The sequence below is a fragment of the uncultured Gimesia sp. genome, assembly GCF_963972345.1.
Taxonomy (GTDB): domain Bacteria; phylum Planctomycetota; class Planctomycetia; order Planctomycetales; family Planctomycetaceae; genus Gimesia.
Map to the genome: position 1 here is coordinate 1 of NZ_CAXAVM010000186.1, position 13,360 is coordinate 13,360.

11 protein-coding genes are annotated in these 13,360 nt (G+C 53.3%); 2 read left to right on the forward strand and 9 right to left on the reverse strand.

Annotated features, from left to right (window positions below; translation table 11 throughout):
- A partial coding sequence (locus AACZ40_RS23140) for an amino acid permease (protein WP_339676016.1) occupies window positions 1-2,011 on the reverse strand: 2,011 nt, incomplete at its 3' end.
- Between the two features lie 411 nt (window positions 2,012-2,422).
- Here AACZ40_RS23140 and AACZ40_RS23145 point away from each other — a divergent pair.
- Window positions 2,423-2,881, forward strand: a complete 459-nt coding sequence (locus AACZ40_RS23145) for a hypothetical protein (RefSeq protein WP_291176100.1) — start codon at window positions 2,423-2,425, stop codon at window positions 2,879-2,881.
- 469 nt (window positions 2,882-3,350) lie between these two features.
- Here AACZ40_RS23145 and AACZ40_RS23150 read toward each other — a convergent pair whose 3' ends face one another.
- The 7 genes from AACZ40_RS23150 to AACZ40_RS23180 form a co-directional block, all read right to left on the reverse strand.
- Window positions 3,351-3,851, reverse strand: coding sequence for a GNAT family N-acetyltransferase (locus tag AACZ40_RS23150; protein ID WP_291176103.1), 501 nt, complete (start codon window positions 3,849-3,851; stop codon window positions 3,351-3,353).
- Complete coding sequence (locus tag AACZ40_RS23155; RefSeq protein ID WP_291176105.1) at window positions 3,848-5,173, reverse strand: Gfo/Idh/MocA family oxidoreductase; 1,326 nt, start codon at window positions 5,171-5,173, stop codon at window positions 3,848-3,850. Before AACZ40_RS23155 ends, AACZ40_RS23150 begins: the two co-directional genes overlap by 4 nt.
- Before the next feature lie 275 nt (window positions 5,174-5,448).
- Entirely contained in the window at window positions 5,449-7,239 is a 1,791-nt protein-coding gene (locus AACZ40_RS23160; protein ID WP_291176108.1) for an AAA family ATPase, read from the reverse strand.
- Window positions 7,240-7,395: 156 nt separating this feature from the next.
- Window positions 7,396-7,944 carry a hypothetical protein gene (locus tag AACZ40_RS23165; RefSeq protein WP_291176111.1) on the reverse strand — a complete coding sequence of 183 codons (549 nt, stop codon included), beginning with the start codon at window positions 7,942-7,944 and terminating at the stop codon, window positions 7,396-7,398.
- 156 nt (window positions 7,945-8,100) lie between these two features.
- The gene (locus AACZ40_RS23170; protein WP_291176114.1) at window positions 8,101-9,153 is read right to left on the reverse strand and encodes a sulfite exporter TauE/SafE family protein; all 1,053 of its coding nucleotides are present in this window, start codon (window positions 9,151-9,153) and stop codon (window positions 8,101-8,103) included.
- Window positions 9,154-9,237: 84 nt separating this feature from the next.
- Window positions 9,238-9,738 carry a MarR family transcriptional regulator gene (locus AACZ40_RS23175; RefSeq protein WP_291176117.1) on the reverse strand — a complete coding sequence of 167 codons (501 nt, stop codon included), beginning with the start codon at window positions 9,736-9,738 and terminating at the stop codon, window positions 9,238-9,240.
- A gap of 115 nt (window positions 9,739-9,853) precedes the next feature.
- On the reverse strand, window positions 9,854-10,594 hold the full coding sequence (locus AACZ40_RS23180) for a class I SAM-dependent methyltransferase (protein ID WP_291176120.1): 741 nt from the start codon (window positions 10,592-10,594) through the stop codon (window positions 9,854-9,856).
- A gap of 269 nt (window positions 10,595-10,863) precedes the next feature.
- Here AACZ40_RS23180 and AACZ40_RS23185 point away from each other — a divergent pair, with 269 nt between their 5' ends.
- On the forward strand, window positions 10,864-12,504 hold the full coding sequence (locus AACZ40_RS23185; RefSeq protein ID WP_291176123.1) for a mechanosensitive ion channel family protein: 1,641 nt from the start codon (window positions 10,864-10,866) through the stop codon (window positions 12,502-12,504).
- A gap of 22 nt (window positions 12,505-12,526) precedes the next feature.
- On the opposite strand, the gene AACZ40_RS23190 is transcribed toward AACZ40_RS23185, so the two are convergent.
- Window positions 12,527-13,360: carbon-nitrogen hydrolase family protein (locus AACZ40_RS23190; RefSeq protein ID WP_339676024.1), on the reverse strand; the 834-nt coding region annotated here is incomplete at its 5' end.

The window sequence follows — 13,360 nt, forward strand, 5'->3', positions numbered from 1 at the left end:
GTGCGGAGGTGGAAAGTTCTTCAATGTGACGTGTCACTTCTTCGACCGCTTCAGAATTCGTGACGGCACGCAGCACGCGAATCCGATTGTGACGCCATGCGGGGTTCTGATGTAACAGGTGCGCCAGCAGCAGCATCAGCGATCCATTCCGCCTGCCGCGCCACCAGACGTCGATCGTACCGGTGGGGACATCCCAGGGATCGACTGCCAGACTGGTTACCTCTCCCGCTTCTTCCCGATAGCCCAGGAATCGCAGCGCGATGATGCTGCGTCCCAGTCGTGAAACCAGACGAACGGTCGACCCGAAAGACTCTGACTTCTGAGGATTGTTAGGCCAGCCCAGCAAAACGGTATTCGGCCGCAAACCGCCAATGCCATGACATTGAACCAGGGCCTCGACTCCGTCCGAAAGATATTCCGAGACCACCACTGCCGGAAATGCGAGCAGTTCTTCTTTCGCAATGAAAGCACGCAAGATGTTTTCGAATTTCTCGCGGCGTTCCGCGTGTTCCTCAATATCTCCCGTGACGACATGCGCAATTGAAAGAATGCCGTGCCCTGCTGTCAGCCAGTGACCATAGACCGCCAGATGCGGCCGATTCCAGGCCGTGCCGCTCAGCGTCAAAATGATCGGCCGCCAGTTCTTGGGGTGATAGGCTTCCTGTTCGAGTTTCAACAGACTTTGACGGGCGCGCTCAAATACCACGCCGCTTTGCAGGTCTCCCCAGCGCGATTCGATTTCGCGATAGTGAATAAACCAGTATAAGCCGCTGATGACGACAATACTCGCGCTTGCCCAGATCCAGTTGGTCAAAAACATCACGGCCAGACAGCCCACAGCGCCCGCCAGAGAGACCGACCAGTTGCAATAGCGAAACGTCGGTCGATAGCTGGGATTCTTCGTCATGGCTTCATAAAACGTCGCCAGATTTAACAAACCGTATGTGATCATGAAAAACATCGTGATGATCGGCGCGATGGCATCCAGGTCGCCCAGCAGAATACAGATCTGGGCGATCACGAACGTCAGGACCGTTGCTCTGCGTGGCTCACGACTGGAGCCGCTGCCCGCACCAAAAAATGAAAGCCGTTTGAAAATATCGTCACGAGCGAACGCCTGCAGAATTCGTGGCGCACCCATCATGGAGCCTAATGCGGACGAGAGTGTCGCGGCGAACACGCCGGCGGTAATCAACACCGGCCAGACGGAAATGTTTTTCATGATCAGGTTATTCTCGATCAGCTCTGCATGCGGCCGCGTCCCTCCCAGCAGGAGCGCCAGTGACAGATAAATCACCGCAGTCACGATGACAGCGCCCAGTGTACCTTTCGGGATGGATCGAGAGGGGTTTTTCAAGTCCCCGGACATGTTCGCGCCTGCCATAATACCGGTCACCGCCGGGAAGAAAAGAGCAAACATGGTAAACAGCGATTCACCCGCGTCGTAGTGCGGCATGAGATTCTCGCGCATGATACCGAGATCAAAGCTGGAGAACGCACCCAGGTAGAATGACGCGAGTGCCGCCCCCAGAATGGCGAGAATGAAATACTGAACTTTGATGGTCCAGCCCGCTCCAATATAAACGCAGAGGAATGTCGCGACATTGATCAGCGTCGCGATGAGAACGAAATGCCCTTCCCAGGCAGAGAAGGTTCCCACAAACGCCTCGGTAAAACCGATGACATACATGGCCACCGAGATGGCCTGCGCCAGGTAAAATACAATGCCGATCGCCCCGCCGAACTCAACGCCCAGGCTCCGGCTGATCAGGTAGTAGGCACCGCCCCCCTTGACGCGCGTGTTTGAGGCGATGGCAGAGAGTGACAGCGTCGTCAGCGTGGTGATCGTTTTCGAAGCCACCACAATCAGAATCGCATACAGTACGCCCGCCTGTCCGACCACCTGGCCGAACCGCAAAAACATGATCACCCCCAGGATGGTCAGCGTACACGGTGTAAAAACACCACCAAACGTGCCGAACTTCATGCGCGGCTGGTCTTCCTGACTCATCGAGGGCTCACTGAAAAAGGGGTCAGGACTCTTATTCCGGGGTGACCCATTTGAGGAATGCAGACTCGGCCTGCTGAAAATCGTTCGCGCATCATTTTATCAAATTCTCAGCAGAAAAGAAGGTAGACTCAGCGCTGCTGACAGGCTGCGGCATAGGATGAAAATTGTGTGAAGGATTTCTGCGGCACGCCTTCGATGTAAAATCTACAATTCACCAGGTGTTCAATCGCTGTGACAGTTAATTCTTGAGTCATTCCTGTTCCCTGATTTCAGAAATCGGACCTCCAGAGCCGATAAGAAGGTTTAAGCCGATTATACAGATCACGGATACAGCGTCGGCCTCCAGCAACAGGGCATATTATTTTGCGTCACGGGCTTGCCTGTCGCGCATTCAGAGGAGCAGAAATGAGCATGACGCAACGATGGTTACTGGTTATGGCGGGTGTTTTTTTCATCGCGGGCGCCGTCTCTGCCTCCAGTCAGTCCGAGAAGCCGGAAGCCGATCCCGGCGATCAGCAGGCGGCGTTGATGCTGGCGAAACTGGCCTGCAGTCAGAAAATCACCAATGGACTGGTCACCAAGAATTTTGACCAGATTCACCGGGGTGCCACCGACTTAAGCAGCATCTGTAATGCCACCGCCTGGGCGGCGCATAAAGATCCCGTGTATGCCCATCATCGCACTGAACTCCGCAAACAGGCACAGAAACTCGCAAAGATGGCCGAAGAAAAAAATCTCGACGGCGCCACGTATTCCTACATGCATTCGCTGAATACCTGCATCAACTGCCACGAATACTGCCGCGACGTGCTGAGCATCATTGACGACTCCAAAGTCAATCTGAAAGTCGTGCCGATTCCATCGAACTGAGCAGTCGGATCTCGGCTGGAGATGACATTGAGTGACTGCTATCTTAATGTACTAAAAAAAACTTGCAGCATGGCAAGTGGGATGATCACAATTAATATTATTGAGAAAATCATGGAGAAAGAAACTAAGGCCGCAACAAATATGCTGGTGGATTTCATTTTGGCGATAAGCGAGTATGAAAAATAAGCAATATTAACACAAAATAATAGCAATAAAGATAGCAGGATACTTTCCGAGTGGTTCCTTACAGATTCTTCCTGAAGGAAGTAGCAAGTAGTGAAAAAGGTAAAGTTGATAATTGATGCGATACACGACAAAACGCAAATGATTTGACTTTTGCTTCGTAAAACGACTTCATCTGATTGCCCGGCCAATTTGTATTTGTCACTTATTTTTCTATTCACAGCGTTAGCAATCCTCTCAATATTGGCACGGCAGAATAATCCGTGAGACTTAAAAAGGTGCTTTTTTATCTTTTTAAGACGACGATGCGTTCCAGTTTGACGTCATGAACCTTCCGGTACGTTTCGCTGACACACCAGGTCGCTGGCTCTTCGTGTACCACACGAAAGCCCAGCTTTTCAAACAGGGGGACATTGCCAGTCTCTCTGATAGTATCTAACACGACAGCAGGCAGTCCAAGCTCTTTTGCACGCATGCAGATCCAGTCCAGCAGACGCCGCGCGATGCCTTTGTGTTGGAAATCGGGATGGACGGCCAGACCGATGACGTGAACATGTTCCGCATGCAGATCATATTCAACGGTTGCTACAATTTTGCCATCGAATTCAGCCACCAGTCGCGTGCGGGTCTGCGCACGTTCCGCCTGGCAGGCCAGCGCTGCGTCGGTGGGCCGATAGATGGAACGCAGTGGCGCAAATGCCGTTTCAAAAACGGTTGTCACTTCCGCAGTATCAGCGGGCGTTGCTTCCCGAATCAGAATGTCATTCATCGAACGTGCAAGGCTCAACTCGTGAACTCTTCCCAGCCCTTACGGAATTGCGAATGCAGATACGGTTTGGCGTTCTCATTCCCTTTGGCTGTGAGTGTGTCAGCCTCCCAGTCGAAGCCGCCGCCGGCGCGAAAGGCGGTATTGCCCAGCAGCACGGTTTCGGACAGCGGTCCCGAATAGTCGAAGTTGCAGGTCGCGGGGCTCCCCCCTTTGCAGGCGTCCGTCCATTCTTTGTAGAACCCGGGCGAATCGGGAATAAAGGGCTCGGGCGCTTTGAAGCCGTCGAAGGATTTTTCCGGGAACAGTTTCAATGAGCCGAACCCGGTCAGCAGCATGCCCTTCGAGCCGACAAACAGCGTGTTGGCTCCTTTCAGTTTGAGTCCTTTTTCTTTGAGAATCGCCGGTCCGTTTTTCTCCTGTGACCAGTGTAGTTTGACCGGGCCCCGTTTGTCGTTGGCCGGGAAGTCGAAACTGGTCAACATTTCGGTCGGCGTCCGCTCTGCGTCGATTTCTGGTCCCGAGGCATCCACGCGGGTCGGGTATTTCAGATCGAGGGCCCAGAAGGGAATGTCCAGAATGTGGCAGCCCCAGTTGCCGGTCTCTCCGGTGCCATAATCCCACCAGAACCGCCAGTTGTAGGGAGCCAGTGTGCCTTCCCCTTTGGAGTTCACCGCGTAAGGACGGAACTTCGCGGGACCAATCCACAGGTCCCAGTCCAGTGTTTCGGGAACGGGAACCGTTTTGACCGGCTGGGGTGGCATGCCTCGCGTGGAACTGATCCAGCTATAAACTTCACTCACATCGCCGATCGATCCCGATTTGATCAGTTCGACGGCCCGATGCATGTTGGCGAGCGCATGTCGCTGCATGCCCAACTGTGTTGCCAGATTGTTTTTCGTGGCGAGTTTGGTCATCTCGCGGACTTCCCAGACCGAATGGGCCATCGGCTTTTCACAGTACAGATGCTTGCCCATCGTCATTGCGATCATGGAGGGATGGAAGTGCGTGTGGTCGGGAGTGCTCACAATGACGGCGTCAATCTGGTTTTCCATGTCATCCAGCATCCGGCGGTAGTCGGCGTATTTTTTCGCTTTGGGAAATCGCTCGTACGCTTTACCCGCCCGTCTGTCATCCACATCACACAGCGCAACGATGTTTTCGGTCCTGGCGACGCCATTCAGATTCGCCACCCCGCGACCACCAATGCCGATCACCGCGACATTCAGCTTTTCATTCGCAGCAGCCCGCGTCGGCTGTGGGGAACTCCCCAGCCAGAGTCCCGCTCCCAGGGCGGCGGTTGTCTGCAGGGCTTCACGACGGGTAATACGTTGGGCAGTCATATGATTTCTCCTCTCGATTGAGTCGCAGGTTAGTGTTTTTCTGAGTTCAGTATAAACGATCCATAGTGAAAATTTGACTGCTGTTTTTGATCACGTTCTGAAAATATGCGTTTTAGTTAAGTAAGAACTGTTATAAATTGAGCGGGTAAATCGGGAGTGCAATGAGAAGTGATCGCGAAGCCGTTTATTCCGCTTTGACCCACTTCACTTTTGACTCAATGTTCTCAAACACGTTTTCAAAGACCCATGCTTTGAAATCGCAGAAGTGATTTCTCTTAAGATTTAGCAGTCGCTTCCTCAGCTTGAATATCGTATCCATCCAGATCGCCTGGGCGTTCGTAGAGTTCAAAGCCGTTTAAGCCGGGGACCGAACTGCGGTCCAGGTTCCACCACGGGCAGCGGAAGCGGGTGCTGCAGGCATTGCATTTGACGATCTGTCCCAGAAAAGGGAGACTGGCGGTTGTCGTGTTTTCACAGTGCGGGCAGTTGACTCTCCAGCGTGAAGTCTTCAGGTCGACGGGCCCTGCCATTCCCTTTGCGATGCGAAACGGGAGGTCGACCGCTTCGATGGTCGACAGCGATTCGCGGGTGATCGGCTCGGTGCTCATGGACAGGCGGTCGGCATGATTGCCCAGCGTGCGTTCGTAGGCATTGCGGACCAGGCGGGCATTCCCGAAATTCTGATCGCGGTCGGTGAAGACCCGGTTCAGCAGAATCGCCAAGTTGCCGCGGGCGGCGGGCGTTAACTGATACGTATTGGCGTTGCACATCATTTCAAAAATCTGACACAGATCGGAAACGTGGTAATCTTCAAACACAATATAGCGGCTGAAGCGGCTTTCCAGACCCGGGTTGGATTCGATGAACTCCGCCATCTCGACCAGATAGCCGGCAACAATGACGACGAGGCGCTGCCGCAGGTCTTCCATTTTCTTGAGAAGCGTGTCTATGGCTTCCTGGCCGTAATCCTGGCCGCTCGATTTTGCCAGCGTGTAGGCCTCGTCGATGAACAGGACGCCGTCCGTGGATTTCGCGATGACTTCGTTGGTTTTGATCGCGGTCTGACCGACATAACCGCCCACCATCGTTGCCCGGTCGGCTTCGAGGAAATTCGGGGTTCTTAAAATCTGATAACCGTACAGGATTTTCGCGATAATGCGGGCGACCGTCGTTTTCCCGGTTCCCGGATTTCCCGTAAAGACGAAGTGCAGCGTCTGTGAGGCGACAGGCATCCCCTGCGCCTGTCTCTGCCGGCGGATATTCAGAAAGTTGGCCATGCGCGTGACTTCCGCTTTGACCGCATCCAGACCGATCAACGCATTGAGTTCCTGCAGCCCCTGCTTTAATGATTCTTCAGGAGTGATCTGGTTTGGCGCATCACTTACGCTATCGACCTCGTCCGTCCTTTTCAGCTTCTGCAATTCGGTCATTACATCCAGATGTTCGCAGAATGATTCTTCTAATTCGCGCAGGTCATTACACAGCTCTGTGAAAAAGGTCTGGTCTTCCTTTTGAATTCCATTGGCATTCAATATCAGTTTCGCAGTCAGCAGCAGTATTTTGCTGTAAGACTGAAATAACTCAGGAGATTTTTTGATAACACAGGCAATCATGACCAGCAATCGGAAGGGTTCCAGCACGGCACCGTCCAGAATCGCACCCCCGAGCCAGCTCTTATCCGATTCCCACTGGATCAATAGTTCCCGAAATTCTTCAGCATCACAGCCATACAGATACGGTTTGTACTCTTCCATGAAACTGAAACGATGCAGGGAATACTTCATCAGTTCCGCAGCGACCAGCAGCTCAGAGTCATCTACCAATTCGTCTGTCAGAATACTGCGACGGAGAATGAAAAGGACATCGCATATCGCCGCCGCATTAATCACAGATTTGAGTTGTTCTCCCTCAACCTCAATGGCTAACTGCAGCAGTGCGGAAATGCGATTTGCGAATTGACCCGGGGCTGTATGTTCCAGTGCCTCATCAATGTCAGATGAAATGGCCTCATACACATCATTGCACAGGAATTCGAGCATCGATTCCAGCTTCTTCGCATTGCTCATGAACTCGGTTCTCTTCTGATCGTCAACAGGCGGAAATGGTCTGGGAACTGTTGCCGTCCATATTACTCGACAAGATTACATGAGCCAAGCAGGAACCGCGATATCAGAGTGGATTCCGCGTTTTTCTGTTTTGTCTGATATTGCACTGGTGTTGAATCAGAGCCAGTCGCCTGAGACAGAGCAGCTTGCGGTAAACGCACAAACCGTGGAGTTCAGCATGGAAAACAGACTGAGGGGGGCTACAAATGACTGGCGATTACGGTTTTGAAAAATGGCGCTGAGAGAAAGAACCATCGAAACCAGGTACAGACAATGAACCACAGTCACCTGCCAGCGATTAGAGGGTAACAATACGTCTGAGGCAAACACCGCGCCGAAAACCAGCATAGTAATTGGCAGTACGATTTGTGGCGTCAGCCATAGCAGTCTCAGGCTGTGGAGTTCATCACGTTCGACACACCGGTCATGGCCGATCACCCACCAGATGAAGAGTGGGATCGCAACCGGCCAGGATAACAACAGGGTTGTAGCAGCCTGTTCTGCCAGCCATAGAAAATGTTCCAGTTGCCCTGTTATCAGCAGTAAAACAATTTCAAGCAGCAGGGGAACGAGCGTCAGAATCGCGAACCATTGCGACAGAACATGCGTGGGCTGTACGCAATCAGTCGTTCCGTTATCGACAGCTGCTGGGGAAGGAACAGTCATAAATGCTTTTACCGCGCCTTTCTCTGTGAACAGTGAATTAATCAGCATGGTACACGATTGGTGATTTCGGTTCCAAAGAAAAAATCGAAGAGTTCACCACTTTGGGTTTTATCGTCAATCACCATTGCGCTGTCACCAAGACAGGTGAAATACACCTCAGCCGGCGTTTTCTTCGCTCGCGAACTGGATGGCTGGCGTTTCTGCCTCGTTTGACTGCAGGACCGGGAAGGCATCTTCATTGCGTCCCCAGCGGTAGAGCAGGTGAAACAGAAAGTTGACAGCCAGTACACCAGTGACGGCGCAGAATAGAACAAATCCGGAGACGCCTTCATGCGCGATCGTCCAGACGAACTGGCCGATGCACAGCAGCGAAACCAGCAGCAGTGTCGGCGTGCGGGGAATCAGATTCACTACCAGTGCGCCAAAGGGGGCGCCTAACGCGACGATCGGGGCGGCCGCCAGCCAGTTGGCATAGACTTCCGGATCCATGTAATACAGGCCGGGATGGAATCGCGACAGCATCGCATTTGTCGTAATTCCCACAACCGAGGTAAACGCCATGATGACGACTGATGTGGGAATCGCAATTTTCAGATCCGCGCGATACAGCAGGACCAGCATCGCATACACCATCATATCGATGCCCACCCCGGTGACAGAGGCGACGATGCCTCCACTGAAGCCGACCGCCAGGCCCAGCCAGCGATCGTATTTGCGCCAGCGATCACTGACTCCTGTTGCAGAAACGAGCTCCCGCATTTTCAGCAGATGCATGATGCCGAAACTGCACCACACGACCGCAAACGTCAGCTTGACCCACAGGTCGGGTACAAACGGTGCGACACAGGCGGCTCCGAAGGGGGTTCCCAGCAGCGCACCGCCGAGCGCGGGGCGTAACAGTCCCCAGTCAAGCGGACGTCGTGCCGCAAAAATATAGATACTGGCAGAGACCATGCCGATGGACTGTACGGCCAGGCCGAAGTTGCGTCCCAGGGAACCGGGCATGTCAAACAGCAGCACCAGCACCGGGAAACCTACGGTTCCTCCCCCCATGGGAGTCGACCCGGCGATATAGGAACCCAAAGCCATCGCCAGCGCGATCGGCCAGTGATGCTGCAGTGACTGCCAGCCATCAGTGGCGACGATGATGGTCAGCCAGACCGTATAAAAAGCCAGTAACCATAGACCGAAGGGCCACAACTTTTTCATTGATTTTCGCCACGCCTGATTTGCCATCTCTGTATCTCACTCAACTCATCATCTCTGGTCGGTAATACCGCGCTGCCTGTCCGATCAATCTGATTCCAGCCAGTCACAGCTCGCATCTTCATGTGGCTCCCGAGTGCGTTTCAGCAGTTTCACCAGCTGCTTCTGTTGTGCTGCACTCAGATGTCCCAGCTGGCTCTGGTGCATGCTGACGACTGCGTCCGCCATCGTCTCCAGCAGGACCTGTCCCTGTTTCGTGATGGCAATTTCCACGACGCGTCGATTCTCAGGAAGCCGACTGCGCTGGATTAAAGAACGTTTTTCCAGGCGATCCAGCATCCGCGTGGTGTCGGGGGCGCGCGAAATCAGCCGTCGTCCCAGTTCCATCGTCTGCATCGTGCCTGGCGCGACGGCCTGCAGCAGACGCAGTACGTTATACTGCTGCGCCGAAAGATCATATTGTACGAACAGAGCTTCTTCGAGGGCCTTCAGGCAGTCATAAGTCCGCCAGAGCTGCAGATAGACTTCCTGTTCGGGGGAGTCAAAGTGTACCTGTTCCGTATTGGGTTGGGACGCCGGTGCTGTCATGTCCGCAATTATGTTCGTCCCGACAATACTTGTCAAGACAACTATTGTCGGGACGAATAATCAGGCGGAAAATTAATGCGAGGATTGACCGCAGGTCAGGCTCAGCCGGGCAGGGTTATTTCACGCACTCGATAAATGTAATGGGTGAATTACTTAACAGGGGGGACCAGTAGTCCTGCGTGTTAGCTGTCAGTCCCTCGGGTGCGAGTTGCGGGGCATGCCAGCGGACCTCGTTAAAGCCGGCTGCGCGGAAGGCGTCTTCATGGGTTTCCGCCGCCAGATGGTAATTTTCGATGTCAAACGGCCCGTCATCCAGGTGGAAGGTCCAGGTGATCGGCGTGCCTTCTGTCCAGTTTGCGCTGGCAGACGTTTCAAAGCCAAAATGGCGAAACGAAGGACTTTCGGGAAAATGAAACATCGGGCTGCTGTTGACGGTGACAAAGCGTCCGCCCGGCTCCAGCGCATTCGCTATGCCGTTACACATCGACTGCAGTTCTTCACGCGTGCGGGCATAGTTGAGCAGATAAGCGGCGACGGCCAGATCAAACTGTTCCGCGACAGGCAGCTCCCGTGCATCGCCCACAATAAATTCAATTCCCTGCTGGTTCTGTGCTTCCTGTATTTGCGCCAGTTCAATCATGCCCTGTGAGAGATCAACGCCCATGACGCGTGTGGCACCCCGTTCACGCAGCAGTCGGGTATAAAATCCTTCTCCACATGCGACATCCAGCACCGACAGCCCCTGCGGATTACCGGCCAGTTCCAGTAGCGTGAAACATTCAATGAATGTTCGCCAGGGTTGCTGTTTGGAACGCTTGTACTGCTCTGCAATAGGATCGTAATTCGTCGTCGTCATGGACCGGCTTGCCTTGATGGGGTGAATTTTGCAATGAACGTTTCTTGAGAGCATTCGATATGCCTGCTGAAATATAACGTACGCCTTAACGTATTCACTACGGGATTTCATAAGAATCTGAAATCAACCAGGCCAGCCTGTAATTAATGTGAGAATGGGTGGCTTTTGAGAAAAAAACTGGAAGCATGAGCCTGATATGCTAGGATAAGAATACCCGGCCTGCAGGTGCGCTAACATCAAAATATTCTAATGTGATTCCGGAGTTTAAAGTGCGATTTGAAAAGCTGTTATTGATGCTCGTTGTGTTGTGTTCTGTCCCGAACATCTCGGTCTTTGCCCAGGAAACACAAGCGGCAGAAGAATCAAAAGAGGTAAAACCGGCTCAACCCGCCCAGGAGCTGAAACCCTTCACCACCATAGACCCCACGATTCCACTCGACCAGTTAAAGATCATGGTCAGGCCGCTTACGAAGCAGGAACTGCAGGTCGAAGCCGACGCCTGGTTTAAATTATTACACAACAAGGCACGTCAGATCGCCGCTGCCCGGCTGGGGGTGAAAAAAACCAATGAAGCCATCAGCACCAGCGATGATCGGCAGGCACTCGAATCACTTAAGAAAGCAGAATCAGTCCAGCAGACTGCTGATAAGATAGCAAAAGAAACCGAAGAAGAACTGATGCAGAAAGCACAGGAAAACCTGGGTCTTGACAGTGCCGTGGATGCAGCCAAACCGGATCAGTCTTCTACAGAACAGGCCGCAGCAGATCAGAATACAACAGAGGGGGAACCGGCTGACAGCAGCGCGCAAACAGGCAATGCGGCGAAAGCGGCTACGCCGGATGAAGACTCGACACCCACCCATGCCGCGGAAGTAATGAAGGAACAGATCCTGGTAAATCTCACGAAACTGCAGGATGAACGGACGGCTTTGAGTGACCGGCTGGAAGTTGTGCTCGCTTCACTCTCTCTCAAGGGAGGTGATGTGGAGTCCTACCGAAAATACATCGCCGCGGTCTCAGGAATTGATCTGGATACCTCTGATGCCAGCGCCGCCTGGTATGGGATCAAAGGCTGGATCGTTTCGAAAGAAGGCGGGCAGCGGATGTCGTGGAACCTCGGCAAATTTCTGGTGATTCTGCTGATTACCTGGTTAGTCGCCCGAATTGGATCTGCGATCATGCGCTGGGTTCTGGAACGTAAGGTCAGGCTCACGCAACTTGCCGAGAATCTGATCAGCAGCACCATCAAGAACATTATCTTTCTCATCGGGTTTGCCATCGCGCTCACCGCACTGGAAATTGATGTCACACCACTTCTGGCAGCCATTGGTGCCACCGGGCTGGTTGTAGGTCTGGCATTACAGGGAACCTTAAGCAATTTCGCCAGCGGTCTGATGATTCTGATTAACCGTCCGTTTGATGTCGGGAATGTTGTCACCGCGGGGGGCATTACCGGAACCGTCAAACAGATGAACCTCGTCTCTACGACATTTCGTACGTTTGATAATCAGACCATTCATGTACCCAATAATTCCATCTGGAATAATGTGATTACCAATATCACGGCGAACAAAGTCAGACGCGTCGATCTTGAATTCAGCATCGGCTATGATGATGATTTCGAACAGGCCGAGCAGATTATCAAGGAGGTCCTTGACGAACACGAACTGGTTCTGAAAGACCCCGCCGCTGTGGTGGTGACGCACGCGCTGGCAGACTCTTCCGTGAATATCGTCTGTCGTCCCTGGGCCAAAACGGAAAACTGGTGGGACGTGAAAACCTCGGTCACCCGCGAAGTCAAACGCCGCTTCGACCAGGCGGGCATCTCGATTCCGTTTCCGCAGCAGGACATCCACGTCTATTCTGCCGAAGCCCTCACCGGAAAAAATGCCGAACTGTCGAAGAAGTAATGCAGTTCTGTCTGGTAGCGTATCAGGAGTGAAACGTCAGCGTGTCGCCCTCAGACGATTCCTCATCCTGGGGACGATGGTTGGCTAGAAAGCGGATGGGGCGCTGCGCGGTACGATCTACGGTCAACTGGAAGATATCAAAGCGATTGTAGCCTCCCGCCAGATCGTGCAGCTGTTTCGGTTCGACGCAGCGTGCGAGGTCGATGTCAGCGTAGAGGAGGCCTTCCTCTTCCTGCATGATCTCACTGACGGGGGTTCCGTTCGGGCCAATCGCAACTGAAATACCGCGGGGGCTGCCGTCCAGAATACGGGCTGCTTCGGGATCACGCTGTTTCAGCAAATCGTGGGCTGACTGATCCAGGTAACCGGCGGCCACCAGGTTGAAGAGTTTGCCTTCAAACGAGTGCGCCCCGGCTCGAATCAGGATCGCATTTTTCAGATCATAGTTTTCATGAACCGCGGGATCGTGGGAAGGCCAGACGGGCGGATACGTCGACATGTGGACCTGCTCTCCCTGGGCCAGCAGTGTGAACCGGGCCAGTGGATTCGTATTCTCACCGCAGATCAGCATGCCCAGTCGTCCCAGACGCGTCGCACACACTTCCAGTCCCGCGCCATCGCCGGGGGACCAGATCAGCTTTTCATAGAAGGTCGGCACAATCTTACGGTGATGACACAAAATACTGCCGTCATCGCCAATCAGCGTGTTGGCATTCCAGATGCAGCCGGCACTGACGGTGGTTCCTTCGTTAAAGCCCATGGAAACAAACATCTCACATTCACGTGCTGTCTCACAGATCCTGGCCAGTTCGGGACCATCGACCTTGATCGAGTTCGCCGCCAGTTCACAGAACAG